Source organism: Iodobacter arcticus (assembly GCF_042664895.1).
GTDB lineage: Bacteria > Pseudomonadota > Gammaproteobacteria > Burkholderiales > Chitinibacteraceae > Iodobacter > Iodobacter arcticus.
The window spans coordinates 73816-99590 of the sequence record NZ_JBHTBQ010000004.1 but is presented as its reverse complement, the minus strand read 5'-3'; the positions used below and the strand labels follow the sequence as shown (position 1 = coordinate 99590).

General features: G+C 50.0%; 22 protein-coding genes. 20 read left to right on the top strand and 2 right to left on the bottom strand.

All coding sequences use genetic code 11. From position 1 onward, the window contains the following. Positions 1-13: 13 nt before the first annotated feature. Positions 14-772, bottom strand: coding sequence for an IclR family transcriptional regulator (locus tag ACFQNF_RS01970; protein ID WP_380185734.1), 759 nt, complete (start codon positions 770-772; stop codon positions 14-16). A 109-nt stretch (positions 773-881) separates the two neighbouring features. Between ACFQNF_RS01970 and hmgA the strand changes: the two genes are divergently transcribed. The 15 genes from hmgA (at position 882) to ACFQNF_RS01895 (ending at position 20111) form a co-directional block, all read left to right on the top strand. Beyond that, positions 882-2168, top strand: coding sequence for a homogentisate 1,2-dioxygenase (hmgA, locus tag ACFQNF_RS01965; protein WP_380185732.1), 1287 nt, complete (start codon positions 882-884; stop codon positions 2166-2168). Positions 2169-2464: 296 nt separating this feature from the next. Then, positions 2465-3769, top strand: a complete 1305-nt coding sequence (gene fahA, locus ACFQNF_RS01960; RefSeq protein WP_380185730.1) for a fumarylacetoacetase — start codon at positions 2465-2467, stop codon at positions 3767-3769. Positions 3770-3959: 190 nt separating this feature from the next. Then, positions 3960-4589: a maleylacetoacetate isomerase gene (maiA, locus tag ACFQNF_RS01955; protein WP_380185728.1), complete on the top strand. Its 630-nt coding sequence runs from the start codon at positions 3960-3962 to the stop codon at positions 4587-4589. A gap of 182 nt (positions 4590-4771) precedes the next feature. Next, positions 4772-6730 (top strand): acetoacetate--CoA ligase, encoded by a 1959-nt coding sequence (locus tag ACFQNF_RS01950; protein WP_380185726.1) that lies wholly within the window; start codon positions 4772-4774, stop codon positions 6728-6730. A gap of 258 nt (positions 6731-6988) precedes the next feature. Further along, positions 6989-8617: a methyl-accepting chemotaxis protein gene (locus ACFQNF_RS01945; protein WP_380185725.1), complete on the top strand. Its 1629-nt coding sequence runs from the start codon at positions 6989-6991 to the stop codon at positions 8615-8617. A gap of 129 nt (positions 8618-8746) precedes the next feature. Then, positions 8747-9256 (top strand): DUF1993 domain-containing protein, encoded by a 510-nt coding sequence (locus ACFQNF_RS01940; RefSeq protein WP_380185724.1) that lies wholly within the window; start codon positions 8747-8749, stop codon positions 9254-9256. 522 nt (positions 9257-9778) lie between these two features. Further along, positions 9779-10633, top strand: coding sequence for an EAL domain-containing protein (locus ACFQNF_RS01935; protein ID WP_380185722.1), 855 nt, complete (start codon positions 9779-9781; stop codon positions 10631-10633). Positions 10634-10727: 94 nt separating this feature from the next. Then, positions 10728-11720, top strand: coding sequence for a sulfate ABC transporter substrate-binding protein (locus ACFQNF_RS01930; RefSeq protein ID WP_380185720.1), 993 nt, complete (start codon positions 10728-10730; stop codon positions 11718-11720). Positions 11721-11894: 174 nt separating this feature from the next. Next, a complete protein-coding gene (locus ACFQNF_RS01925) occupies positions 11895-12713 on the top strand; it encodes an EAL domain-containing protein (RefSeq protein WP_380185718.1) in 819 nt (272 codons plus the stop codon). Between the two features lie 86 nt (positions 12714-12799). Further along, positions 12800-13801, top strand: coding sequence for a sulfate ABC transporter substrate-binding protein (locus ACFQNF_RS01920; RefSeq protein WP_380185716.1), 1002 nt, complete (start codon positions 12800-12802; stop codon positions 13799-13801). Between the two features lie 236 nt (positions 13802-14037). Further along, positions 14038-14871, top strand: coding sequence for a sulfate ABC transporter permease subunit CysT (cysT, locus tag ACFQNF_RS01915; protein ID WP_380185715.1), 834 nt, complete (start codon positions 14038-14040; stop codon positions 14869-14871). After that, positions 14871-15740, top strand: coding sequence for a sulfate ABC transporter permease subunit CysW (cysW, locus tag ACFQNF_RS01910; protein ID WP_380185714.1), 870 nt, complete (start codon positions 14871-14873; stop codon positions 15738-15740). The genes cysT and cysW overlap by 1 nt, the downstream gene beginning before the upstream one ends. A gap of 186 nt (positions 15741-15926) precedes the next feature. Next, positions 15927-16976: a sulfate/molybdate ABC transporter ATP-binding protein gene (locus ACFQNF_RS01905; protein ID WP_380185712.1), complete on the top strand. Its 1050-nt coding sequence runs from the start codon at positions 15927-15929 to the stop codon at positions 16974-16976. A gap of 112 nt (positions 16977-17088) precedes the next feature. Continuing rightward, complete coding sequence (locus tag ACFQNF_RS01900) at positions 17089-18084, top strand: HDOD domain-containing protein (protein ID WP_380185710.1); 996 nt, start codon at positions 17089-17091, stop codon at positions 18082-18084. After that, positions 18081-20111 carry a putative bifunctional diguanylate cyclase/phosphodiesterase gene (locus ACFQNF_RS01895; RefSeq protein WP_380185709.1) on the top strand — a complete coding sequence of 677 codons (2031 nt, stop codon included), beginning with the start codon at positions 18081-18083 and terminating at the stop codon, positions 20109-20111. The genes ACFQNF_RS01900 and ACFQNF_RS01895 overlap by 4 nt, the downstream gene beginning before the upstream one ends. Before the next feature lie 228 nt (positions 20112-20339). On the opposite strand, the gene rsmD is transcribed toward ACFQNF_RS01895, so the two are convergent. Continuing rightward, the gene (gene rsmD / locus ACFQNF_RS01890) at positions 20340-20897 is read right to left on the bottom strand and encodes a 16S rRNA (guanine(966)-N(2))-methyltransferase RsmD (protein WP_380185707.1); all 558 of its coding nucleotides are present in this window, start codon (positions 20895-20897) and stop codon (positions 20340-20342) included. A gap of 131 nt (positions 20898-21028) precedes the next feature. Here rsmD and ftsY point away from each other — a divergent pair, with 131 nt between their 5' ends. The 5 genes from ftsY to rpoH all read left to right on the top strand — a co-directional run bounded on the left by ftsY (position 21029) and on the right by rpoH (position 25657). Continuing rightward, entirely contained in the window at positions 21029-22234 is a 1206-nt protein-coding gene (ftsY, locus tag ACFQNF_RS01885; RefSeq protein WP_380185705.1) for a signal recognition particle-docking protein FtsY, read from the top strand. Positions 22235-22480: 246 nt separating this feature from the next. Continuing rightward, positions 22481-22984 carry a GNAT family N-acetyltransferase gene (locus ACFQNF_RS01880; RefSeq protein WP_380185703.1) on the top strand — a complete coding sequence of 168 codons (504 nt, stop codon included), beginning with the start codon at positions 22481-22483 and terminating at the stop codon, positions 22982-22984. Positions 22985-23030: 46 nt separating this feature from the next. Continuing rightward, positions 23031-23684 carry a cell division ATP-binding protein FtsE gene (gene ftsE, locus ACFQNF_RS01875; RefSeq protein ID WP_380185702.1) on the top strand — a complete coding sequence of 218 codons (654 nt, stop codon included), beginning with the start codon at positions 23031-23033 and terminating at the stop codon, positions 23682-23684. Between the two features lie 6 nt (positions 23685-23690). Continuing rightward, positions 23691-24593: a permease-like cell division protein FtsX gene (ftsX, locus tag ACFQNF_RS01870; RefSeq protein WP_380185701.1), complete on the top strand. Its 903-nt coding sequence runs from the start codon at positions 23691-23693 to the stop codon at positions 24591-24593. A gap of 212 nt (positions 24594-24805) precedes the next feature. After that, positions 24806-25657 (top strand): RNA polymerase sigma factor RpoH, encoded by an 852-nt coding sequence (rpoH, locus tag ACFQNF_RS01865; protein WP_046352537.1) that lies wholly within the window; start codon positions 24806-24808, stop codon positions 25655-25657. The last annotated feature ends 118 nt before the right edge of the window (positions 25658-25775 follow it).

Below are 25775 nucleotides of genomic sequence, written 5' to 3'. Positions count from 1 at the left end.
TCTTTCAACCACCTCAAACCGCCCCCATCCTGCGGCTAATCGTTTGAGTCGCTTCTAATAATTTTTGCACCAGCTCACTCTCTGCCTCAGGTTGCATTGCGGATGAGGCGGAGCCGACTACGGTAGCTACCCCGATAATTTGCTTGCGGGCATTAAATACCGGGGCGGAGATGGCATCAACGCCGCTGATTAGCAGGCCTTGAATGCTATGCCACCCCTGGCTGCGTATCTTGGCTAACAGGGAATTGATTTGCTGAGCTTCTGCCTCAGAAATAGCCGCTTCTTGCAGTAAAAGTTTGAGCTCCTGTTCAGACAAATACGCGCTAAATACTAAGCCGGTGGCCGATTTAAACGGGGGCAATACTGATCCCACTTGGGTAATTAGGCTGATTGATCTGAGCGCCTGCTCAACTTGCACAACGGTTGCGCCCTTATTGCCCCATACCGCAAAAAACACCGTTTCATTCAGTTGATCACGCAAATTTAAAAGATAAGGCGTGGCGACTTTCAATACGTCCATCTTACCCAGTGCAACCAGGCCTACACGTAAGGCCTCATGGCCAAGGGCGTAATGATTGCTGGCTGAATCTTGCTCAGCAAAACCCGTGGCAATCAGCGCCTGTAAATAGCGGTGAACTTTGCTGGCGGGCATACCGGCGTATTCAGCCAAATGGGTTAGAGATGTCGCGGGAGCCAGATCGGCCAGTGCTTTTAAAATATGCGCAGCCACTTCTGCCGAGCCCACACTTTGCCGTCTATCGTTTTCTGCCATACGTTTTTACCACTGTAATACGGGGATAGGCGTTTATAGCTTGACGAGTATTTAAAATCAAATTATGTTTTGCGTAAACCAATTACGCATAACGTAAAAAGGCAACGTCATGTCACACGCTACTTTGTCTTACCTGTCAGGGTTTGGAAATGAATTTGCCAGTGAGGCATTGGCAGGCGCTTTACCGGAAGGTCAGAATTCACCACAAAAAGCCCCTTATGGCTTATACCCGGAGCAGTTTTCTACCAGCGCCTTTACCGTGCCTCGCGCCGAAGCCCGCCGTACCTGGATGTATCGCATTTTGCCTTCTGCCGCACACGGCAAATTTGAGCGCTTAGAAAAACAGCGCCCTAGCAGCCAGCTAGGTGCGATTAACCCTAACCGCCTGCGCTGGGACCCACTACCGATTCCTGATGCAGCAACTGATTTTATTGACGGCCTAATCACGATGGCCGCTAATAGCGACGCACCAGAAGGCATCACTATTCACCTTTACCGTGCTAACTGTTCAATGCAGCGGGTGTTTTTTAATGCCGACGGTGAAATGCTGCTGGTGCCGGAGCTTGGCCGTTTACGCTTAGTCACTGAGCTTGGCGTATTAGAAATAGAACCCGAAGAAATTGCCGTGATTCCACGCGGGATGAAGTTCCGTGTGGAGCTGCTGGATGCCGCCGCTCGCGGCTATATTTGCGAAAACCACGGCTCGCCTTTCCGTATTCCCGATCTGGGGCCCATAGGCAGCAACGGCCTTGCCAATCCGCGTGATTTTCTAGCGCCAGTGGCTGCCTATGAAGATGTGGATCAGAGCACACAGATAGTACAAAAGTTTTTAGGTGAATTCTGGGCCACCACGCTGAGCCATTCGCCCTTTAATGTGGTGGCTTGGCACGGCAATAGCGTGCCGTATAAATATGATCTGCGCCGCTTTAACACCATAGGCACCGTGAGTTACGACCATCCCGATCCTTCAATCTTTACCGTACTGACCTCGCCATCTGCCGTGACTGGGCAGGCCAATTGCGACTTTGTGATTTTCCCACCGCGTTGGATGGTTGCTGAAAACACCTTCCGCCCACCTTGGTTTCATCGTAATCTAATGAATGAATTTATGGGTTTGGTACGCGGTGAGTACGATGCCAAGGCAGGTGGTTTTGTGCCCGGCGGCTGTTCATTACATAACGTAATGAGCGCTCACGGACCAGATGCCAGAACTTTTATCAATGCCAGCAGCGCGACATTAAAACCGCAAAAAATCGAGCGCACTATGGCATTTATGTTTGAAGCCCTCGCCGCCATCCGCCCTACGCAATACGCACTGGAATGCGCACAGTTTCAAGCTAATTACGACGACTGCTGGGCAGACATGCCCAAAACATTTAATAAAAACCAGATTTAAGTCAGAACCCTAAAATCTGTAGACACAGAGAACACGAAGTTAAAAAGCAGAACACAGAGAAAACCTTGAGGATTGGCGCGAAATAACATACCGAAGTGATACCCCGTCATCCCCGAGAGTTTTATCGGGAATCCAGTAATGCCACTGGATTCCCATCGATCCGGAATGGCGAAAGAGGGGAAGTTAACCCGAGCCATGTCCTAAATAGATTTAGTTTTTCTCTGTGTGCTCTGTGTTCTACCTGATCTCTGTGTCTACAGAACTTTATATATTTTTAAAACCCAACGGAGCCCCTCATGACTTTCACTACATATCGCCTCAGCTGGGTTACTTCTGCCAATGATCACCGTGATTTCCCGCTGCAAAACCTGCCTTTCGGGGTTTTCAGCCCGGAAGGCTTGCCGCCGCGCGGTGGGGTGGCGATTGGTGATTTTATTTTTGATTTGCAAACCGCAGTCGAAAACAGCTTATTTACTGGCGAAGCGCTGAGCGCTGCGCAAGCGGCCAGTGGCAAATCGCTGAATGCTTTTTTTTCCCTGCCAAGTAGCGCAAGACTGGCGCTGCGTGAGCGCCTATTAGAGCTGCTCGACGCCGATTACGCCCAGATTAAAAGCCTGCAAGCACAAGGCGAATCGCTACTGCGCCCAGCCAGCGTTTGCAAAATGCATTTACCAGCTAAAGTTGGCGATTACACCGATTTTTATACCGGCATTCATCACGCGGTAAATGTTGGCAAATTATTCCGCCCAGATAATCCACTCCTGCCTAATTACAAATATGTGCCGATTGGCTATCACGGCCGCTCCTCGACGATTTACCCAAGTGGCTTTGCCGTGCGCCGCCCGATGGGCCAAACACTCAAACCCGGCCAGGAAGTGCCAGCGCTCACTCCATCGGCCCGTTTAGATTACGAGCTGGAGTTAGGCATCTGGGTAGCGGGCAGCAATCCGCAAGGCGAGGCCATCAGCATTGCCAACGCCCACGAGCATATTGCAGGATTTTGCTTACTTAACGATTGGTCGGCACGCGATTTCCAAGCTTGGGAATACCAGCCGCTTGGGCCGTTTCTGGCGAAAAACTTTGCCACCACCGTGTCGCCCTGGGTAGTGACAGCCGAAGCGCTTGCGCCTTATCGTACTGCTCAGCCAGCTCGCCCTGAGGGAGACCCGCAGCCGCTGCCTTATCTTTATGATGCAGCCGACCAAGCCAATGGCGCTTTTGATATCGAGCTGGAAGTGCTGCTACACACCGCAGCGCAAAAAACCCAAGGCCTGCCACCGCATCGTCTGGGCCTATCCAACACGCTCAATATGTACTGGACCGTGGCGCAGCTGATTACCCATCACACCGTGAATGGCTGCAGCTTACGCTCTGGCGATTTGCTCGGCACCGGCACCTTGTCCGGGCCAAGCGCCGACTCGTTCGGCAGCCTGCTGGAACTGAGCAGCGGCGGCAAAGAATCGATCAAGCTGGATTCTGGTGAAGAGCGCAGTTTTCTAGCCGACGGCGACGAAGTCATTATGCTGGCCCGTTGCAAAAAAAACGGCCATCCAAGCATCGGCTTCGGCGAATGTCGTGGCGTGATTTTAGCTGCGAAGTGACTGGCAAAAAGGTCTGTAGACACAGAGAACGGTGAGAACACAAAGCACACAGAGAAAACCTTAAATGAACGTCTGAAGGAGATAGGGTGACCTTTGTTAGAGGCAATCTCTTAGGTTTCTCTGTGCTCTGCTTTTTCTCTCTGTGCTCTCTGTGTCTACAGATTTTTGATCAAATAAATAAGGTTTAAGCATGAAACTCTACGGCTACTACCGCTCCACCTCGTCCTACCGTGTGCGCATTGTGCTGGCGCTCAAAGGGCTGGCTTATGAAGCGGTGCCGGTCAACCTGCTCAAGAACGAGCAAAAAGATGCGGCTTATCTCAGCGTCAACCCACAAGCGCGTGTCCCCGCTTTGCTGGATCAGGCTCAGGAAGCGATTATCCAGTCGCCAGCGATTATCGAATATCTGGAAGAGCGCTATCCAGAAACGCCGCTACTGCCCAAAGATCTGTTTGAGCGGGCAAAGATTCGCGGCATGGCGGCACTGATCGCTTGCGATGTGCATCCGCTGCATAACATCAGCGTACTCAACTATTTGCGCCAAAACTATCAATGCAAAGAAGACGATATTACGGCGTGGATTAATGAATGGATTAGCCATGGGCTGGCAGCTGTTGAGCAGCTTATTGGTGAGAGTGGCTATTGCTTTGGCAAAGTCAGCATGGCAGACGCCTACCTGATTCCCCAACTCTACGCCGCCCGCCGCTTTAATGTACCACTTGATGCTTACCCAAAAATCCTAAGGGTAGAAGCCCTAGCCAACGCGCATCCAGCCTTTATAGCGGCCCACCCAAAAAATCAGGCAGATAGCCCGGATTAGATCAAAAACTAGAAAACCCAAGTCTTAAACCACGGAGGGAAGGAGAACACGGAGGATCACGGAGAAAGGCAAATTCAAATAGACCCGCAATGTAGTTGTTTTTCTCCGTGTAACTCTGTGTTCTCTGTGCCCTCCGTGTTTCAATATTTGGGTTTTATGTAAGTTAACATAAAGGAATCGACATGCAAGAAGCGCTTTGGACTCCCTCACCTGAGCAGGTTACTGCTACGCAGATGGATGCGTTTCGCCGCCATATTAATCAGGCGCATAGCCTTGAGCTGGCCGATTATGCACAGCTACACGCCTGGAGCGTGGCGCATCGGGTGGCGTTTTGGCTGGCGATTGTCGATTTCTTTGCGATCAAATTTAGCCAGCCCGCCAGCGAAGTGCTGACCGAGGGCTCGGAAATGCCGAGCGCAAATTGGTACAGCCAAACCAAGCTTAACTTTGCCGAACATCTGCTGCGTCGCCGCGATGTGCATCCGGCGCTGATTTCTATTGCGGAAGATGGCTCGCGCGAAGTGCTTAGCTATCAGGACCTCGCCGCCCATGTGGCTGGCCTGCAAAAAAGCCTGAGTGCAGCAGGCGTAGGCTATGGCGACCGGGTGGCCGCGATGATGCCCAATACCTGGCAAACCATTGTCGGTGCATTGGCCACCGCCAGCCTGGGTGCAATATGGTCTTCTTGCTCGCCCGATTTTGGCACGCAAGGCGTCACCGATCGGTTCGGCCAGATAGAGCCCAGAGTCTTGATTGCCTGTGCAGGCTATCGCTATGCTGGTAAAACAATACTGCTATCAGAGAAGATAAAAGAAATCGTAAGTCGGCTTCCTTCGGTGGAGCAGTTGATTATTGTTCCCTACGCCAATGCCGCAGCGGAAGCAGCCAGCTTTCAGGTAGGCAATGCCAAGGTCACGCTTTGGCAGGATTTCTATCAGGCCGGTGGCGAGCCAGAATTCATTCCCACCGACTTTGCTCACCCGCTCTACATCATGTATTCCAGCGGCACCACCGGCGTTCCCAAGTGCATCGTGCACGGCGCGGGCGGCACGCTGCTACAACATGTCAAAGAGCTGGGCCTGCATACCGATCTCACCCCAGCTGACATGCTTTGCTACTACACCACCTGCGGTTGGATGATGTGGAACTGGATGGTGTCTGGTCTCGCCTTGGGTGCAAGCATTGTGCTTTACGACGGCTCGCCATTTCACCCCAAGGCCGACCGGCTGATTGATTTGATCGATGCCGAGGGCATCAGCGTCTTTGGCACCAGCGCCAAATATTTGGCCGCGCTAGAAAAAGCCGATTCCAAGCCAATCAACACGCACCGCTTAGATAAGCTTAAAGCGATTCTTTCTACCGGATCGCCGCTCTCGCACGAAAGCTTTGAATACGTTTACCGCGATATTAAACAAAACCTCTGCCTGTCTTCTATCTCTGGCGGCACCGATATTATTTCCTGCTTTGCGCTTGGCAACCCAACCCTGCCCGTTTGGAGTGGCGAACTGCAATGTAAGGGCCTTGGCATGGCGGTGGAAGTTTGGAACGACGCGGGCCTGCCTGTGGTCGGCGAAAAAGGCGAGCTGGTTTGCACCCGCCACTTTACCGCCATGCCCATCCACTTCTGGAATGATCCAGAGGGCGAGAAGCTAAAATCGGCTTACTTTAGCCAATACCCTGGTATATGGGCGCAGGGCGATTACGCTGAAGAAACCATCCACGGCGGAATTATTATTCATGGCCGCTCTGACGCGGTGCTCAATCCCGGCGGCGTGCGCATCGGCACGGCAGAGATTTATCGCCAAGTAGAAAAGCTGCCCGAGATTCTTGAATCCATCGCCATCGGCCAAGATTGGGATAACGACGTGCGCGTGGTGCTATTTGTGCGTTTACGTGAAGGAGCGGAGCTTTCTGATGATTTGCAAAACAGCATTCGCCAAGTGATCCGCAGCAACACCACACCGCGCCATGTGCCCGCCAAAATCATTCAGGTCAGGGATATTCCCCGCACCATCAGCGGCAAAATCGTCGAACTGGCCGTGCGCAATGTAGTACACGGCAGGCCGGTAAAAAACACCGATGCACTGGCGAATCCAGAGGCTTTGGAAGAATTCAGAAACCGGGCAGAGCTGACTAGTTAAAATAAGCCACTCCGAACACGGCGGCGCAATGTGCGCCGCCTTTTTTATTTTGAGCACCATTTTATGGATAGCCACACTCAAACGCTTTTTAAAATTACTTACAATGTAAAAAAATAAAAGCAATTATCCTTATCAACGCTGACCAAGCATACGGGGTAAAAATTAAGCAGACCGCTAAGCTATTTTCTTCACGATTACCTCAAGCATAACTAAACTGACTTAAGCCCAAGCATCTGGGTATTTAAGGCGGAATAGACAATGCCTCTTAAAAATATGACCGTCAAACAACAGCTAAGCATTTTGCTGGGCAGCATACTGCTTTGTATTCTGGTATTAGCCAGCCACTCCTACCAATCACTGATTACCGTCATGATTAACGGACATCTTTATAAGCAAATCACTGAAACCAATAACTTAACGGCGGACATTCTGCCACCCCCCCAATATATTATTGAATCATTTTTGATTATCAACCAATTGAACAGCTCCCCGGATCAGGCACAAGCACCGCTACTTAAACGCCTACAAGAAACTAAACAAGCGTTCTATCAAGGGCAAGAGAGCTGGAAAACCAAAACACTCCCCACTCTGCTGTTACAAGGGCTCACGCAAACGGTATTTAAAACCGCCCATGCCTTTTACCAAGAAACCGACAAAAACTTTCTCCCTGCACTGCAAGCAGGCAATCAGGATGAAATCGCTAAGGCAAAGAAAAAACTGGATGAGCTCTATCAAGCTCACCGCCTTGCGATTGATGAATTGGTTCCGCTGGTCAGCGCCCAGCAAAAACAACTTGAATCCGAAGCGAGTGCCATCGTAGATCAGGCACTCGCTTGGCTGATTGGCGTTACCATCACTTTGCTTTGCACCATGACACCTCTCGTCATTTGGATCATTCGCTCTATCTACCGCAACCTTGGCGGAGAGCCCGCTTATGCCGCCGAAATAGTTCAGAATATTGCAAATGGCAATATGCTCGTCTCCATCCAGCTCTCGCCCAACGATCAATCCAGTGTGCTATTTCATGTGCAGCAAATGAATAACAATCTGTCACAAGTTTTAAGCCAAGTGAGCAGTGTGGCCAGCACGCTGGCCTCCACCTCAGTGGAGCTATCCGCATCAGCCCACTCCATGAGTAGAAATGCCATAGAGCAAGCCAGCAGCGTTGAAGAAACCAGCGCCTCAGTAGAAGAAATCACCGCCATCGTTGCACAAAGTGCAGACAACTCCAGGATATGCGATGGAATCGCCAGCAAATCATCCATAGATACAATAGAAGGTGCAAAAGCCGTCAAACTGACCGCTACGGCCATGTGCCAAATTGCTAAGAAAATCAGCATCATCGACGATATTGCCTACCAAACTAATCTATTAGCGCTGAATGCTGCAATTGAGGCAGCTAGGGCTGGCGAATACGGCAAGGGCTTTGCGGTAGTCGCATCCGAGGTACGTAAGCTGGCTGAACGCAGCCAAGTGGCAGCACAAGAAATTAGTGAAATTGCGGACAATAGCGTGCTTTTATCTGAAAGAGCGGGCTGCTTACTTGATCAAATGTTGCCTGCTATCGCCCATACGGCCAATCTGGTACAAGAAATCAGCGTGGCCACATACGAGCAAACGATGGGGCTAGATCAAATCAATCAGGCAATCAGCCAGTTAGCTAAGTCAACTCAACTCAATGCAGAAGCATCAGAAGAGCTCTCTTTTGCCTCTGAAGAGATGAGCATGAAGGCAAATCAGCTCGAAGAAATGATTAGCTTTTTTCAGCTTGATCACAAAAAAACCAGCACCACACTTAAACGTATCTTTGTAAATAAAGACACTCATTCAAACTTTCTTGATCCAGCCTCTTTGGCCTTAAACAGCTATGAGCGCGCGGTAAAGTAAGACACGGCAATCAATAAAATACGAATTACGCAGCCATCCAAGCCGCTTGCTTGCAACCATTGATTAATCTCCCCTCGCCCCCATCTATGGCTTCACGGATCTGCCGCCCAAACTTGATCAAGGAACATCATGTCCATTTCTATGTACACCGCCAGCATTCCCGTTTTTAAGCAATTACTCACCGCTCTTGCTGATGTATTAGCGAAAGCCGAAGCCCATGCTGAAGCTCGTAAAATAGACCCGGCAGTCCTGCTGCAAACTCGCTTATATCCAGATATGTTTCCATTGGTGCGCCAAGTGCAGATCGCTTGTGATTTTGCCAAAAGCGTTCCGGCACGCTTAGCGGGTGTTGATGTACCGGCTTATGAAGACAATGAGCAAACATTTGCTGAGCTGCAAGCCCGCATCGCAAAGACACTAAACCTGATCCGCGAGCTAAGTGCGGAGCAAATTGATGGCAGCGCAGCACTGGAAATCGTGTTGCGCCCCGGTACCCCCAAAGAGAAAAAACTCGATGGCCAAACCTACCTGCTCTCTTACGGCCTGCCGCAGTTTTTCTTCCATGTCACCACCACCTATGCGCTGCTGCGCCACAACGGTGTAGATATTGGTAAACGCGATTTTATGGGCGCTTACTAACTAAAAAATGCCCAGCTTGCTGCAAGTAAGCTGGGCTTCACACCCACTCCAGACGCCCTGCCTTAATACCACCCGCCTTCTGCATAAATACCATATTGCCGATCATCTTTTAGTCATACTTCTCGGCTAATATGCCGCTGATTGATAAAAGCAAATATGTTTTGCTAAATAAGGCACTGGTTTGTTTAGCAAAAAAATTAGCTAGTTTTCAATCATTGCAATAATGCCACGATCAATAAAAAAGCCAATCTGGCAGGAACTTTTATTCTGAAGAACACACTAATGCTGTGTTCAGATAAAAATGAAAGATTACTTACTTTAAGCACATGAAAAACAATATATTCAAGTAGCAGATCAAAAATATAACTTAATTACTATAGCGACAACTCGATTGTTTTAAGGCTTTTTGTAAGAATAAATTTAAACACAGTCAATATTTAATTATCATAATTTAATTTATGAAATTAATTAAACTCAGACAAATAGTGATTCGCTGTAAAATTTTTATAATGGAGAATAAATATGCCTCCTTTAGTTGCAATAAAACATCATGATGGAATTATTAGCGTACCCCAAGGCACGTTAAATGACTGGCCTATGGCGCAATTCGCCAGCACAAAAGACCGGGGCATTGTTGTTAAGGCTTTAGGCTTGGAATTAACCAGCGCATTTCTAGCGGTATTTGATGCGAGCACCCACCAGATTATTGGCGAAGAGGCATTATTACGGGCCAGTATTCGCCGCAAAGCACTGTCTGCTGCCGATGTTTTTAAAAGCGCACAGGGAGGGGGCTGCTTAGTTGAATTTGACCGGCTTTGCCGCAGCCTGCATTTAATGAATCATTTAGCCGGTTCTAATAAGCGGCGCACGCTATTTTTAAATGTCTATCCAGAATTACTGATGTCATCCGGCACACAACATATCGAAGCCTTTGAACGCATCTTGCAAGATCAGGGCTTAAGCCCTGCCGATATTGTGCTGGAAATCTTTGAATCGACTATTCCTGCGGGGCAAACGGCCCACTTAGCTCAGGCGATTAAAAACTACCGTGCCAGAGGCTACCGCATTGCGGTGGATGACTATGGCTTTTTAAATAGCAATTTAAGCCGCCTGCTTACACTCAGCCCAGAAATCGTGAAACTTGATCGTGTCGTAATGAGCACTATTAGCAAGGAGCCAGCAGCCCAAGCACAACAACTACTGTGCCAGTTTGTAGAGCGCTTACACGATATAGGTAGCAAAGTGGTGATTGAAGGTATCAATAGCACCGAACAATTAACCCTCGCACAAGAGAGCGGAGCCGATATGCTACAAGGTTATTTTTTAAGTGAGCCCCGCTATCTAAACAAAGATTCTTTTGTTCACGTCCTCCCGTAAGCAAAAATATGGAATATAAAAACAATTATTAATTCTTTTAAAATATATAAAACCCAAGATTAAACTGAGCCTTATCCACTACAGGGGCTCACATATGAAACTCATCACCAGCTTAATTTTTAGCCTTGCTACCGGCAGCGTTTTCGCGGCCTCGGTTGAAATCCTGAATGTCTCTTACGACCCTACGCGTGAGCTTTATCAGGATTACAACAAGGCCTTTGCCAGCTACTGGAAGAAAAAAACCGGTGATGATGTCACCGTACGGCAATCGCACGGTGGCTCGGGCAAGCAAGCCCGCTCAGTGCTGGATGGCTTGCAAGCAGATGTGGTGACGCTGGCCTTAGCTTACGACATTGACGAGCTGGCCACCCCTGTCAAATTGCTCGATCCTGCCTGGCAAAAAAAGCTACCTGACAACGCCTCGCCTTATACCTCGACCATTGTGTTCTTAGTTAAAAAAGGTAATCCCAAGGCAATTAAAGATTGGGGCGATCTGATCAAAGCCGATGTAAAAGTCATCACCCCTAACCCTAAAACCAGTGGCGGCGCACGCTGGAACTATCTAGCTGCTTGGGGCTGGGCCAAGAAAACCCATGGCTCGGACGATAAAGCCCGCGACTATGTACAAAAACTCTTCAAAAACGTCCCCGTACTCGATACCGGCGCGCGTGGAGCCACCACCACCTTCACCCAGCGCGGCATTGGCGATGTCTTACTGGCTTGGGAAAACGAAGCTGAATTAGTGGTGAAAGAAATTGGTAAAGATAAGTTTGAAATCATCGCCCCAAGCTACTCGATCAAAGCCGAGCCGCCAGTGGCCGTAGTCGATAAAGTGGTCGATAAAAAAGGCACGCGCAAAGTAGCCGAGGAATATCTGAAATATCTGTATTCCAAAGAAGGCCAGGAAATCATCGCGCAAAACTACTACCGCCCGATCGATGCTGCAACGGCAGCCAAATACGCGCATCAATTCCCAAAAGTAACGCAGTTTGATATCGACGACGTATTCGGCGGCTGGGCCAAAGCGCAAAAAACCCACTTTAGCGACGGCGGCACGTTTGATCAGATTTACCAGCCGAGTAAGTAAGTGCAAGCACGCTAAGGTGGTGCATCTTTTGTAGGGCGGGTGAAACCCGCCGCTTACGTAGCTTTTGAGGCATAAATCTGGCGGATTTCACCCGCCCTACAATGATTCAAAACTTGCAAGAGTCACTTTTTAACAAATACCTAGCACGCATCCGCCCCATTAAAAGAGCCCACCATGTCAGCCACGATCCATCATGCCAGCGGCACTTTGCATGTGCCCGAAGATACCCTTGCAGATTGGCCTAGTGCCCAGTTTGCCTATACCAAAGAGCGCGGCATCGTGGTGAAGGCGCTGGGACTGGAGCTCACCAGCGTATTTCAAGCCATTTTTGCGGTAGATGCGCAAACCATCATCGGCGAAGAAGGCCTGCTACGCGCCAGCATTCGCCGTAAAGCCATTTCACCCGAAGAAGTATTTAAAAGCGCCTCCCGTGGCGAATGCCTAGTAGCCTTCGATCGCCTGTGCCGCAGCCTGCATTTAATGAACCACCTTGCGGGGCCACAAAAAGGCCAAACGCTATTTCTCAATGTGCACCCAGAGCTGCTGATTACCGTTGAAAAACAACACGGCGAAACGTTCGAGCGCATTTTGCAAGATCAAGGCTTAAAGCCAGGCAATGTGGTGCTAGAAATCATTGAAGCGGCCATTCCCGATGCACAAGAAGCGGATCTGATCCGCGCGGTGCGTAATTACCGACAACGCGGCTATCGGATTGCGCTTGATGATTACGGCCACGCCAATCTTAGCCGCCTGCTTTCTTTAGCCCCGGAAATTGTAAAACTAGATAAAGCGCTCATCCACGCGGCAGAGGGCAATAGTAAGGCGCAGCGATTACTGAGCCAGCTGGTAGAAATGCTACACGGCATCGAAAGCCAAGTCGTGATCGAAGGTATAGAAAGCGCCAAGCAACTGGCAATCGCTAAAGAAAGTGGTGCAGATTTCTTACAAGGATACTTCCTTGCGGAGCCAAAATACTTAAACAAACACCTTTAGTTATTTAAATAACACTCAAGAGTCTTTGTTAAACACACGCAAGCTGCGTGAAAATAACAGCCATCGCTCTTCGCTAGGAAATCATCATGCGTCTTAAATGCCTGCTCGCTGCCATCGCCCTCAGCACCACCCTGCCCGCTTTTGCCGACAGCACCTTGCTGAATGTATCTTACGATGTCATGCGTGATTTCTATAAAGATTACAACCCAGCCTTCGCCAAATACTGGAAAACCAAATCAGGCGAAGACATCACCCTGCAAATGTCGCACGGCGGCTCTAGCAAGCAGGCGCGCTCGGTAATCGACGGCCTGCAAGCCGATGTAGTCACCATGAATCAACACAATGATATCGACGCCATCGCAGATAAAGCCAAACTATTGCCTGCAGACTGGGCCAAGCGCCTGCCTAATGACGCAGCGCCTTTTACCAGCTTGCAAGTCTTGATCGTTCGTAAGGGCAACCCAAAGGGGATTAAAGACTGGAATGATTTAACAAAACCCGGCGTTGGCGTGATCGTGCCCAACCCAAAAACCTCGGGCAATGGCCGCTACACCTATTTGGCGGCATGGGGCTATGCCGCAAAACTGCCGGGTGGCAACGATGCAAAAGCGCGTGAGTTTGTCGCCAGCGTATTTAAAAATATCCCCGTGCTAGATGCTGGTGGGCGCGCCGCCACCACCACTTTTATGCAGCGCCAGATTGGTGATGTGTTGGTGACCTTTGAAAACGAAGCCGAAATGATCGCCAAAGAATTTGGCCGTGGCAATTTTGAAGTGATTTACCCCAGCGTATCCATCGAAGCCGAGCCACCTGTCGCCATCGTCGATAAAGTGGTCGACAAAAAAGGCACGCGCAAACAGGCCGAGGAATATCTGAAATACCTGTGGAGCCCAGCAGGCCAAGAAATCGCCGCGCAAAACTACCTGCGCCCAAGAGACAAAACCATCGCCGCCAAATACGCCAAGCAATTCCCGGCGATTAAATTATTCGCCATCGAAGAATTCGGCGGCTGGCAAAAAGCCCAAAAAACCCACTTTGAAGACGGCGCAATTTACGACCAGATCTCAGCAAGCATTGCTAAGCGCTGATAGCAAGCAGCCAAAAATAAGATCTGTAGACGCAGATCTATCAAGTACATGCCAGTGGAAGTTGTCGCTCTCACAAAAACCCAAACCTTTAACCACGGAGGAAAGGAGAACACGGAGGGCCACGGAGAAAAACACAAAAGGTTTTCTCCGTGAAACTCCGTGTTCTCTGTGCTCTCCGTGGTTCGAGATTTAGGTTTTAACTGCTGCTCTACTAACAACACCCCATCGGATTCACCATGCGCTTCAAACAGCCAAGCGTGTTGCCCGGTTTTAATTTAAGCCTTGGCTACACGCTGTTTTATTTATCGATCATCGTTCTGCTGCCGCTCTCGGCGCTGCTCATCAAAACCAGTGCGCTCAGTTGGGTGCATTTTTGGCAGATTATTAGCGAGCCGCGCGTGGTGGCTTCTTATAAGCTGACTTTTGGCGCTTCCCTGCTGGCGGCGCTGATCAACCTCTTTACCGGCCTGCTGGTAGCGTGGGTGCTAGTGCGTTATCAGTTTTATGGCAAACGCTTTATTGATGCCATGGTCGATCTGCCTTTTGCCCTACCCACCGCTGTGGCGGGGATTGCGCTGGCGACCATTTACGCGCCTAACGGCTGGATCGGCCAATATCTGGAGCCACTGGGTTTCAAGATTGCCTTCACCCCCATCGGCATCGTGATTGCGCTGACCTTTGTCACCCTGCCTTTTGTGGTGCGCACCGTACAGCCGGTCCTGCAAGATTTGGAACACGAGCTGGAAGAAGCCGCCTGCAGCTTGGGTGCGACGCGTTGGCAGATCTTTTACAAAGTCATCTTCCCCACCATCCTGCCCGCGCTGTTAACCGGCTTTGCGCTGGCATTTGCCCGGGCGATTGGTGAGTATGGATCTGTGATTTTTATCGCGGGCAATATGCCTTTTGTTTCAGAAATCACCCCGCTGATGATTATTTCCAAGCTAGAGCAATACGATTATCTGGGCGCTACCGCCATTGCCGTAGTGATGCTGGTGGTGTCCTTTGCCCTGCTACTGCTGATTAATGGCCTGCAGTGGTGGACGGCGAAGCGCTTAGGGAGAGTTAAATAATGGCTTCAACAATTCAACGCTCTATCGTCACCACCGAAAGCCGCGCCGTGCGCTATCTGCTGATCAGCCTTGCCCTGCTATTTATCGGTGTTTTTCTGGTGATTCCGCTGGCATCCGTTTTTATCGAAGCGTTTCGTCAAGGCTGGCGGCTTTATCTGGCGGCCCTTGTTGAGCCTGATGCGCTACAAGCCATCAAGCTCACCCTCATCGTTGCGGCCATTTCGCTGCCTGCCAATCTGATTTTTGGCATTGCTGCGGCATGGTCGATTGCCAAGTTTGATTTCAAAGGCAAAAGCTTTTTAACCACCCTGATTGATCTACCGTTTTCGGTCTCTCCCGTCGTCGCAGGCTTGATTTATGTGCTGATGTTTGGCGCACAAGGCTGGTGGGGGCCGTGGCTGATAGAGCACAACTACACCATTATTTTTGCCGTACCAGGCATTGTGCTGGCCACCATTTTTGTCACCTTCCCCTTTGTGGCCCGCGAGCTGATTCCGCTAATGGAAGCCCAAGGCTCGGACGAAGAACAAGCCGCCATCGTGCTGGGCGCATCCAGCTGGCAAATGTTCTGGCGCATCACCCTACCCAAGATCAAATGGGCTTTGCTGTATGGCGTGATTTTAGCTAACGCCCGCGCCATGGGCGAGTTTGGCGCGGTATCGGTGGTATCCGGCCATATTCGCGGCATGACCAATACCGTGCCGCTGCATGTAGAGATTCTTTACAACGAATACAACTTCGTCGGCGCATTCGCCTGCGCCTCGATCCTGGCGCTGCTAGCCCTGTTAACCCTCGCAGCAAAAAGCTATGTGGAATGGCGAGGAGAGCAACAAGCCGCAGCAGATCGACGACATGCGGTTGAGGAGTAGATCGGGGGTAGTCGTTGTTAAAAGCTTAATCACCACGCTTTCGTCGTCCTCTTAAAGCACAAAACCCAATGATCTGTAGGGTGTGCAAGTCGTTTTTCTTGCGCACCGCCCTCGGTGCGCAACGACTACGTCGTTGTACACCCTACCATTTCGCAGACCTCGCAAGAGATCAGCAAGGAATCAACGATGAGTATCGAAGTCAAAAACATCGCCAAGCGTTTCGGGGCTTTTACCGCGCTGGATAATCTGAATTTAGAAGTGAACTCGGGCGAGCTGTTGGCGCTGCTTGGGCCATCTGGCTGTGGCAAAACCACGCTGCTGCGAGTAATTGCAGGCCTTGAAACGCCAGATCAAGGACAGATTTTATTTCATGGTGAGGATGCCACCGATACCCATGTCAGAGAGCGACAAGTCGGCTTTGTTTTCCAGCACTACGCGCTATTCCGGCATATGACGGTATTTGAAAATGTCGCCTTTGGCCTGCGCGTTCGCCCAAAGAAAACCCGCCCTTCAGAAGCGGGGATTAAAGAAAAAGTCCATGCCCTGCTCAATATGGTGCAACTGGATTGGCTGGCAGATCGCTTCCCGGCCCAGCTCTCCGGCGGGCAAAGGCAGCGGATTGCCTTGGCAAGAGCGTTGGCGGTTGAGCCTAAAGTCTTGCTGCTGGACGAGCCTTTTGGTGCGCTCGATACCAAGGTTAGAAAAGAGCTACGCCGCTGGTTGCGCCGCCTGCACGATGAAATGCATATCACCAGCGTCTTTGTCACTCACGATCAAGAAGAAGCGCTAGAAGTAGCCGATCGCGTGGTGGTGATGAATAAAGGCCAGATCGAGCAGATTGGCACACCAGAGCAAGTCTATGACATGCCTGCCACACCGTTTGTGTATCAGTTTTTGGGTGATGTAAATCTTTTCCACAGCCGTGTGCACGAAGGCTGGGCAGAGGTCGGCGGAACTCGCTTTGCTGCGCCCGATGCAAATAGCTCGGCAGCCACCGTTTATGTGCGCCCGCACGAAATTGACCTATCCCGGCTGGCAAATGAAAAAGCCATCGAAGGCAAGATTACCCATGTGCGGCTTTTGGGTGCGACGGTTAGACTGGAAGTAGAAGCGGCTAATAGCGATATCGTAGAAATAGAGCTTACCCGCGAGCGCCAGCAAGAAGGACAATGGAAAACAGGTGAAACGGTATTTCTTACACCAAGAGAAGCCAGAGTCTACACAGAAGCCAAGTAATTCAAGAGGGCAATGGAAAGGTAAGCCACTAATGAGTTTGACAAAGTAATGACTCCTTGCCCCAAGCTTCAGGCAGAGCTAGGGTAAAGAGTCATCATGCCGTGTTCAGATCATGCTACTCGAGCCCGTTTGGAATACAGAATGCCAATGGATTGCTGTGCGCGCCCATGCAGAAGCCGCACAGCTTATTTTGCTCTCTCCCATGCTAGCTGACTCTGCGCTGGCAAAGCTCCCCTGTTTATGGGAAAGCACCGATGGCAAGCTACCAGAAGACTTACCCGAACCACACCCTTACGTAGTGTTACTGAATAATAATGAGCTGGCGCTGCCTCACCCCCAAACCGCGCGCAGATTGCTGACTGCTCCCAGCGAAGACCCCGGCCTGATTGCTGGAATCACCACCCTGCCCAGTCAACTCCCTCCTAAAGTATGGCTAAGCGGTACTTGGCTCTTAGCCCCACAAAAACCCGATAGCCGCCCCAACCCCAGCAAGCCGGTATTACTTGAATTATTAGGGCTGATCACCAGCGATGCAGAGACACCAGCCATCGAAAGCGTCATCGCCAAAGCCCCCCAGCTGGTCTTTAGTTTATTACGGCTAGTGAACTCGGTAGCAGTAGGTGGTGGCGCACATGCTGAAAGCTTGCGGCAAGCCATTGCCATTTTAGGCCGACGCCAACTACAGCGCTGGTTGCAGCTTTTACTCTATGCCGAGCAATTTGGCGCAGATAGTGGCACGCCACCGCTGCTTCTGCTGGCAGCACTACGCGCCAAACGTTTAGAAGCTTGGGCCGGTAGTGATGCGCTGCCCGCCATAAAAGCGGATGCTGCTTTTATGGCGGGCATGCTGTCTTTGCTTGATCGGCTTTTTGGCCAGCCGCTGGCCGAAATCCTTGGCCCTCTGCCGCTTAGCCCGGAGCTTAGCGCGGGGCTGCTCACAGGGGAAGGGCCGCTAGGCAATGCCATCCGTGCCCTAGCCGCAATAGAAGCAGGCGACAATCCGCTACTTGCCAGCCTGTTGCCCGACACCTGCTCTGCCACTTGGATACAAACAGAGGTAAACGCCTGCCACTGGGTCAGAAAATTACTGGCATCAGGTGGCGCATGAATAACGAGCTAAACAGCGACTCCGGCATTTATGCGGCGCTTGAAGCGTCGCTAATTACCATGGATTTAGAAGGCTATATCACCGGCTGGAATCGTGGTGCCGAATTGTTGTTTGGTTATGCCGCAGATGAATTGCTAGGTAAACATATCCTGCTTTTATATGCCGATGCCGAAGGGCAAGGCGAAGAAGACTTTTTTAATGAAGTCATCAGCCATGGCCATGCCGAAATGGATGTGAAACGGCGGCGCAAAGACGGCAGTGATTTCTGGGCTCATCTGCATCTCACCCTCGTGCGCAATAAAGCCGGCCAGCCCACAAGACTCATTGCTTATGTGCGGGATATCAGCAGCCAGCTTGCCAATGAAGAGCGCAGCCGGCTTTATACCCATATTTTTGAACACGCCCGTGAAGCCATTGTGATTACAGATCATAAACGGCTGATTGTGAGCGTAAATCATGCTTATTTAAAAATAACCGGGCGCAGTGCAGAAGAAGTGCAGGGCACCGTACCTAGCTTTTTCAGCAAGAAATACAATTCCAGAACAATAAAAGACACCCTTAAAGCCATGGGCCATTGGGAAGGCGAATTATGGGACAGCCGCTCAGATGGCGAGGCGTTTCCGGCATGGCTAAGTATTAGCGCAGTACAAACAAACAGCGGCAGCCCCAGCCACTATTTTGCAATGTTCTCTGATCTCACTGAAAAACGACTAGCCGAAGAAAAAATTCATAAGCTAGCCTATTACGACACGCTCACTAATTTACCCAACCGGGCGATGTTGTTTTCATTACTGGCACAATCTTTAGCAGAAGCCAAACGCAAAAAAAAACATGGCTCTTTGCTTTGCTTTAATATCAATGGCTTCAAGAATATTAATGATTCTTTTGGCCATGCCGCGGCAGACACCTTGCTTGCAGAATTAGCCCAGCGTATCCGGCTGGCATTACGCGAAGAAGATGTGGTTTCACGCTTTAGTGGCGATGAATTTTATATTGCACTATTTGAGATCGAGCAAAGAGAAGATGCAATCTTAGTAACCCGTCGCATATTGCAATCAACCGCAGCGCCTTTTTACTTAAAGAATCAAGAAATCGTGTTATTAAGCCATATTGGTATCAGTATTTATCCAGACGATGGCTATGATGCAGAAACGCTTATTAATAATGCCACCGTTGCCATGCACCGGGCAAAGAAAGGCAATCAAAATTACCTTTTTTATTCCAGCGAAATGAATCGCCGCTCCTTAGACCGGATCAAACTCGAAGCCGAGCTGCATCACGCCTTAGATCTCAATCAATTCGAATTATTCTTTCAACCACAAATTGATCTTCCCAGCAAAAAAGTAATGGGAGCCGAAGCATTGATACGCTGGCGTCACCCACAAAAAGGCATGATCCCCCCCTCAAACTTCATTCCCTTTGCCGAAGAAACTGGGCTGATTGTAGCGATTGGCAGCTGGGTGCTGAATGAAGCAATTAGCCAAATAGCCGAATGGAAAAAAGCAGGACTAAAATTAAACAGGCTGGCGATTAATTTATCTGCCTTGCAATTTAAGCCTCAGCTTCCTGATGAGCTGGGTGCTATTTTAAGCTATCACAAAATCCCTGCTGAATTAGTCGAGCTGGAGCTCACCGAAAGCTTGCTTATGGGAAACGGACAATCCACCCTGCTTAACCAATTACATAATAGTGGCTTTAGCTTGGCACTCGATGACTTTGGTACGGGTTATTCTAATCTGGCTTATTTACAGCATTACCCAATTGATTATTTAAAAATTGATCAATCTTTTGTGCAAGCCCTACCTGATAATCAGCACTCTGCAGCGATTGTCCGATCCATTATTGATATCGCTACTAATCTAGGCTTAAAGCTTATTGCCGAAGGCGTAGAAACCAAAGCCCAAGCCGATTATCTGGCGCAATTAGGCTGTCACTTAATTCAAGGCTATTACTGCTACAAACCCATGAGCGCAGAAAACTTTACCCAGCTGCTGATTGAGCAACAGGGTAAAGAAAACCAAGATTAGGCTCTGGCTTTTATTCATTACCCTAAATGTAATTTAAGTAGGGCGTACTCGAAGCGAAGAGCAGTACGCCATGAACAGGGTAGACTCCAAAACTGGTTTTTTGTGCCCAGCGGCGTACTGCGCTTCGCTGGGCGACAAAACCGTCGCTCAGCGAAGCTTCGAGTACGCCCTACCTATAAAAGCTTGAATTAATTAGGGAGAGTTATTTTGAGCAATTCGGCTTATGTCTCAAAGCTTCTGCGCCACTATCCGCAGCAAGGCGTATTTCACTTGCCCTGCTCGGCCTTCTTTGACGATTTCCCAGCCTTCCCTATCCGGCCAGTTAGCTGTCTCGGCATAGATCACGGCCCCTGCATTTAAGATGCGTGGTAGTTTTGGTAATACTTGCGCTAAAAAATCTGAAGCAAAAGGCGGGTCTAAAAACACCACGTCAAAGAGATCGCTTGTCGTGTCTAAAAAGCGCAGTGCATCACCCCAAATCACTTCGATGTTGGCGGCTCCCAGCAACGTTTGATTTTCTTTTAAGCTCGTTGCCACGTTTTTAGCGCGCTCTACCATCACTACACGCTTGGCATTCCTTGATGCTGCCTCAAAACCCAGCGCGCCGCTACCAGAGAAAAGATCGAGGCAAGTGAGATTGGTGCACTCTTGGCCTAGCCAATTAAAGAGTGTTTCACGCACCCGGTCAGGCGTTGGACGCAAGCCTTCTGCGTCAGGAAACTTCAATAAACGGCGTTTATAGTCACCGCCAATAATACGAACCTGGTTTTTGAACTGTGCGGCCATGTTAAAATCCTAGCAATCTGTAATTAAATAGCTCGGCAGCCTGTTAAAAAAGCCTAATAAGGTTTTTTTAACGCAGACTTATCGACAAGCTGCCTGCATTTTCCGCCATCTTTCGGAATACCCGCAAACTCATGTTCAGTTTTTTTCGCAAAAAAAAGCCGGTTGCACCGGTCATCCCAGAAACACCACTGGTGGTAGAGCCTGTCCAAATCGACACGGCACCGATTAATCCAGCCGCTGCGCCTGTTGTTGACGTAGCTGAAATTGCCATTGAAGCGGCAAGCACTGAGCCGCTGATTGTTGAAGAAGTAGCGCTGACCGAGGCCGTTGCTCCTGCTCCTGCTCCTGCTCCTGCTCCTGCTCCTGCTCCTGCTCCTGCTCCTGCTCCTGCTCCTGCTGCCATTATTGAAGTCGCGCAGCCTCAAGCCAAGCAATCTTGGGCAGATCGGTTAAAAGCGGGCCTCTCTAAAACACGAGATCGCTTAGGCAAAAGCTTGGCAGGGCTGTTTGGCGGCGGGCAGATTGATGAAGATCTGTACGAAGAGCTGGAATCCGTGCTGCTTACCGCCGATATGGGCGTCGATGCAACACAGCATTTGCTCACCGATGTACGAAATCGTGTAAGCCTTGCTGGGCTTAAAAATGGCTCGGAGCTGAAAGGCGCATTACAAAGCTCCCTCACCGATTTAATCAGCCCCTTGCAAAAACCGCTGGATGTTAGCACGCATAAACCCTTTATTTTGATGGTGGCGGGTGTAAATGGTGCGGGTAAAACCACCAGCATCGGCAAGCTGGCTAAATATTTCCAAGGCCAAGGGCTGAGCGTACTCCTCGCCGCTGGGGACACTTTCCGTGCTGCCGCGCGTGAGCAACTGGTGGTGTGGGGCGAGCGTAATGGCGTGCAAGTGATTGCCCAAGACGGTGGCGATTCTGCTGCCGTTGCTTTTGATGCGGTCAACGCCGCCAAGGCACGTGGCATTGATGTGGTGATTGTCGACACCGCTGGCCGCCTACCTACGCAGCTGCATTTGATGGAAGAAATCAAAAAAGTAAAACGCGTAGTGCAAAAAGCCGATCCAACAGGCCCGCACGAAATCATGCTGGTGCTGGATGCCAATAACGGCCAAAACGCGCTCAGCCAAGTGAAATCATTCGACGATGCGCTCGGCCTAACCGGTCTAATTTTAACCAAGCTCGACGGCACGGCCAAGGGCGGGATTATCGCGGCAATTGCCAAACAACGCCCCATCCCACTGCGCTTTGTGGGCGTGGGCGAAAGCATCGACGATTTGCGCCCCTTTATTGCCAAAGATTATGTGGATGCGCTGTTTGATTAAAAAACCATAGATCTGCTAAAAAACCCAAGATCTTGGGACACAGAGGGCACGGAGATATAAAAGCGAGAACACCGAGGAAAAAAATGATTTTATAGGGTGTGGAACGGCATCTTGTTCCGCACCGCCTCGCTGTCTAAGCAAGTTCATAGGGAGTGCAACGACGCAGCGCAGAAAACGGTGCGCAAGAAAAACGACTTGCACACCCTATAAATAATAACTAGCCCACCAACCCAGCCAAGGAAGTTAATGGATCACTCCCTTGTTTTACGCCCTGCCACAGCCGCTGATGCGCAAAACTTGGCGGCGCTGGCGATTCAAGTTTGGCTGCATACCTATGCGACTGAGGGCATTCGGCAAGATATTTCGACTTATGTGCTGAGTGAATTTACACCCGCCAAATTCACCGACTTAATCAACGATCCTCAGTATCAACTGCTGATCGCCGAAATCAACCATCATCTGGTGGCTTTCGCGCAAATTGATTTTGCGTCCAAAGAGCAACCCGCGCTTGGCTCTGTTGAGCTAAAAATGCTGTATGTGCAGGAAATGTTTACCGGCCAAGGGCTAGGCCATAAGCTGCTGGCTTATTGTGAAGAAATCATCGCCTCTCGTGCTTACTGGCTAAGTAGCAATAGTAACAATCACCGCGCAATTGCTTTTTATGCCAGTCAAGGTTTTGTTCAGCATGGTGTAACATACTTCGAATTCGGCGGTAATCATTACGAAAACAAAGTATTAGTGAAAGCGTAAAAACCTATAGCTTGGCGTATTCGTGGAAAACAAAAACAGGGCTCCTATGATCCAGTTCCAGCAAGTCAGTAAGCGCTATCTTGGCGGCTTTGATGCCGTTAAGAATTTAAGCTTTGAGATTCCAAGTGGCGAGCTGGTTTTTTTGGCAGGCCATTCTGGCGCGGGCAAGTCAACGCTGCTCAAGCTGATCGCGGGCATAGAAAAGCCCAGCGGTGGCGCGGTGATTGTTAACGGGCAAAATATGGCGAAAATGAATCGCAGCTCGCTACCCTATATTCGCCGCCATCTGGGGCTGATTTTTCAGGATCATAAAATTCTGTTTGATCGCAGCGTTCTGGATAACGTCAGCCTGCCACTGGATATCGTTGGCTTTGATCATCGAGAAGGCCGCCGCCGTGTTCTGGCCGCACTTGATAAAGTAGGCTTGGCTGGCAAAGAAAAGCTCAACCCGATCTCGCTATCAGGTGGTGAGCAGCAACGGCTATGTATCGCCCGCGCCGTAGTGCATCGGCCCGCTATTTTGCTGGCAGACGAGCCAACCGCTAATTTAGATCGCGATTACGCCCACGATATTCTTGAGCTGTTTAAATCCTTTCATCAAGTTGGCGTCACCATCGTTATTTCTGCTCACGATGAAACCCTGATGGCAGATTACGGCCGCCGTATTCTGCGCCTGAAAAATGGTCAATTTACTGCTTGAGGCGCTATGAAACACTGGTTCAGACTTCATCTACTCTCCTTAGCACGCACCTTGGGTGCTTTGGTTCGTCATCCTTTCTCCAGCGCGCTTAATCTATTGGTGATTGGCATTACCGCCGCACTGCCCTTGGCGCTGTGGCTGATTATTAGCAGCCTGAGCAGTGTGGCGAGCCAGATTCATGTAGAGCCGCAAATTTCTATCTTTATGCGCGATACCGCCACGGCAGAAGATCTTGCCATGCTTAAAACGCAATTAAAGAAAGACCCTCGCATCGCCAGCAGCCGCTTTATCAGTAAAGACGATGCACTCAAAGAAATGCAGATTTCATCTGGCGCAACCAATCTGTTAGCAGGGTTGAGCGAAAATCCGCTACCCGATGCCTTTGTATTAAGCAGCAAAGACGGCCAAGCCAGCACCTTAGAAGCCTTGCAAAAAGATCTGATCAGCCGCCCTGGAGTCGAGGAAGTACAGCTCGATTCTGCTTGGGCACATCGCTTAGAAAGATTGCTCGCGCTGGGCCAGACTTTATTTGAAGTGATTGCCGTGCTACTGGCCGCAGCACTGGCGCTGATTACCGGCAACGCGATCCGTATGCAAATTTTAACGCGCAAAGAAGAAATCGAAGTGGCAAGGCTGATCGGCGCAACCGATGCCTTTATCCGCCGCCCTTTTGTCTACTTTGCCATGGTGCAAGGCTTGCTGGGCGGCTTAGTTGCCTGCGCTATTGTTGGTGGCATGCTATCGCACCTCAACCCTGCGGTAAGCGATTTGGCAACGGCTTATGGACAAAAATTTACCCTGCTATCGCCTGATCTCATCACCATTGCCATCGTTTGTGGCCTGTGTACTCTCCTGACGTTTATCGGCGCATGGCTGGCGGTATGGCGGCATTTAAGGCAATTTACATAGCCTTGGCAAAATGATTTAAAAATAGCTCAAGCCGCATTTTTATTAGCATTAGTACCGATTAATTCACGCTATTGAGCAGATAGGAAAAATTGCCGTGCCTTGCCCCCCCATAGTGTGATTGAATCAAAAGTCTGAATATTTGCTTTTTCTTAGCACTCTCTCAAGTCAAGTGCTAGAATCAGCAAGCGTTTTTTGCTAGGAGAGATTTAAACATGGCGTCTGCACTTACACTTCCCGTTCTGTCCGGTGGCGACAGCATCGAGAGCTATATCCAGCGTGTAAATACCGTCCCCATGCTCTCGCAAGAAGAGGAAATCAGCCTTGCCGAGCGCTACCACCAAGACAACGACTTGGAGGCCGCCAAGCAACTGGTTATGTCCCATCTGCGAGTCGTGGTATCGATTGCACGCGGTTACTCTGGCTACGGCCTGCCTCAGGCAGACTTAATCCAAGAGGGCAATATCGGCCTGATGAAAGCGGTAAAACGCTTTGAGCCCGGCCGTGGCGTACGCCTATTTTCCTTCGCTGTGCATTGGATCAAAGCCGAAATCCACGAATACGTACTGCGCAACTGGCGCTTGGTGCGTGTTGCCACAACCAAAGCCCAGCGTAAATTATTTTTTAATCTGCGCTCCATGAAGCCCGGCTTTGCCGCACTCACCACCTCTGAAGCGCAAAAAATCGCCGACGATTTAGGTGTAAAGCGCGAAGAAGTGCTGGAAATGGAAACGCGGATGAGCGGCCAAGATATCTCCTTGATCGCCGATGACAACGATGATGAAGGCTACGCACCGATTGATTGGCTGGCCGATCACGACAGCGCACCGGACGCCACCTTGGCACGCCGTGCTACAGATAAGCTGCATACCGAAGGCCTGCAAATGGCACTCGCAAGCTTAGACGAGCGCAGCCGCCGAATCGTGGAAACACGCTGGCTAGCCGATGAAGGCACATCCCTTACGCTGCACGATTTAGCCGCAGAATTTAATGTCTCGGCCGAACGTATCCGCCAAATCGAGGCCAAAGCCCTCAGCAAAATGAAGCAGGCTTTACTGCCAGCATAAAAAAACGGAGCCAGCGGCTCCGTTTTTTTGTACCTTAATTATTGAAATGAAACATAAAACCCAGATCTTGAACCACGGAGGACACGGAGTTACACGGAGAAAAACCAGAAAAGGAGGT

Excerpts from the sequence above, each read along its gene's own strand:
- ACFQNF_RS01970 (WP_380185734.1), bottom strand. The coding sequence starts at position 772 with ATGGCAGAAAACGATAGACGGCAAAGTGTGGGCTCGGCAGAAGTGGCT.
- hmgA (WP_380185732.1), top strand. The coding sequence starts at position 882 with ATGTCACACGCTACTTTGTCTTACCTGTCAGGGTTTGGAAATGAATTT.
- fahA (WP_380185730.1), top strand. The coding sequence starts at position 2,465 with ATGACTTTCACTACATATCGCCTCAGCTGGGTTACTTCTGCCAATGAT.
- maiA (WP_380185728.1), top strand. The coding sequence starts at position 3,960 with ATGAAACTCTACGGCTACTACCGCTCCACCTCGTCCTACCGTGTGCGC.
- ACFQNF_RS01950 (WP_380185726.1), top strand. The coding sequence starts at position 4,772 with ATGCAAGAAGCGCTTTGGACTCCCTCACCTGAGCAGGTTACTGCTACG.
- ACFQNF_RS01945 (WP_380185725.1), top strand. The coding sequence starts at position 6,989 with ATGCCTCTTAAAAATATGACCGTCAAACAACAGCTAAGCATTTTGCTG.
- ACFQNF_RS01940 (WP_380185724.1), top strand. The coding sequence starts at position 8,747 with ATGTCCATTTCTATGTACACCGCCAGCATTCCCGTTTTTAAGCAATTA.
- ACFQNF_RS01935 (WP_380185722.1), top strand. The coding sequence starts at position 9,779 with ATGCCTCCTTTAGTTGCAATAAAACATCATGATGGAATTATTAGCGTA.
- ACFQNF_RS01930 (WP_380185720.1), top strand. The coding sequence starts at position 10,728 with ATGAAACTCATCACCAGCTTAATTTTTAGCCTTGCTACCGGCAGCGTT.
- ACFQNF_RS01925 (WP_380185718.1), top strand. The coding sequence starts at position 11,895 with ATGTCAGCCACGATCCATCATGCCAGCGGCACTTTGCATGTGCCCGAA.
- ACFQNF_RS01920 (WP_380185716.1), top strand. The coding sequence starts at position 12,800 with ATGCGTCTTAAATGCCTGCTCGCTGCCATCGCCCTCAGCACCACCCTG.
- cysT (WP_380185715.1), top strand. The coding sequence starts at position 14,038 with ATGCGCTTCAAACAGCCAAGCGTGTTGCCCGGTTTTAATTTAAGCCTT.
- cysW (WP_380185714.1), top strand. The coding sequence starts at position 14,871 with ATGGCTTCAACAATTCAACGCTCTATCGTCACCACCGAAAGCCGCGCC.
- ACFQNF_RS01905 (WP_380185712.1), top strand. The coding sequence starts at position 15,927 with ATGAGTATCGAAGTCAAAAACATCGCCAAGCGTTTCGGGGCTTTTACC.
- ACFQNF_RS01900 (WP_380185710.1), top strand. The coding sequence starts at position 17,089 with ATGCTACTCGAGCCCGTTTGGAATACAGAATGCCAATGGATTGCTGTG.
- ACFQNF_RS01895 (WP_380185709.1), top strand. The coding sequence starts at position 18,081 with ATGAATAACGAGCTAAACAGCGACTCCGGCATTTATGCGGCGCTTGAA.
- rsmD (WP_380185707.1), bottom strand. The coding sequence starts at position 20,897 with ATGGCCGCACAGTTCAAAAACCAGGTTCGTATTATTGGCGGTGACTAT.
- ftsY (WP_380185705.1), top strand. The coding sequence starts at position 21,029 with ATGTTCAGTTTTTTTCGCAAAAAAAAGCCGGTTGCACCGGTCATCCCA.
- ACFQNF_RS01880 (WP_380185703.1), top strand. The coding sequence starts at position 22,481 with ATGGATCACTCCCTTGTTTTACGCCCTGCCACAGCCGCTGATGCGCAA.
- ftsE (WP_380185702.1), top strand. The coding sequence starts at position 23,031 with ATGATCCAGTTCCAGCAAGTCAGTAAGCGCTATCTTGGCGGCTTTGAT.
- ftsX (WP_380185701.1), top strand. The coding sequence starts at position 23,691 with ATGAAACACTGGTTCAGACTTCATCTACTCTCCTTAGCACGCACCTTG.
- rpoH (WP_046352537.1), top strand. The coding sequence starts at position 24,806 with ATGGCGTCTGCACTTACACTTCCCGTTCTGTCCGGTGGCGACAGCATC.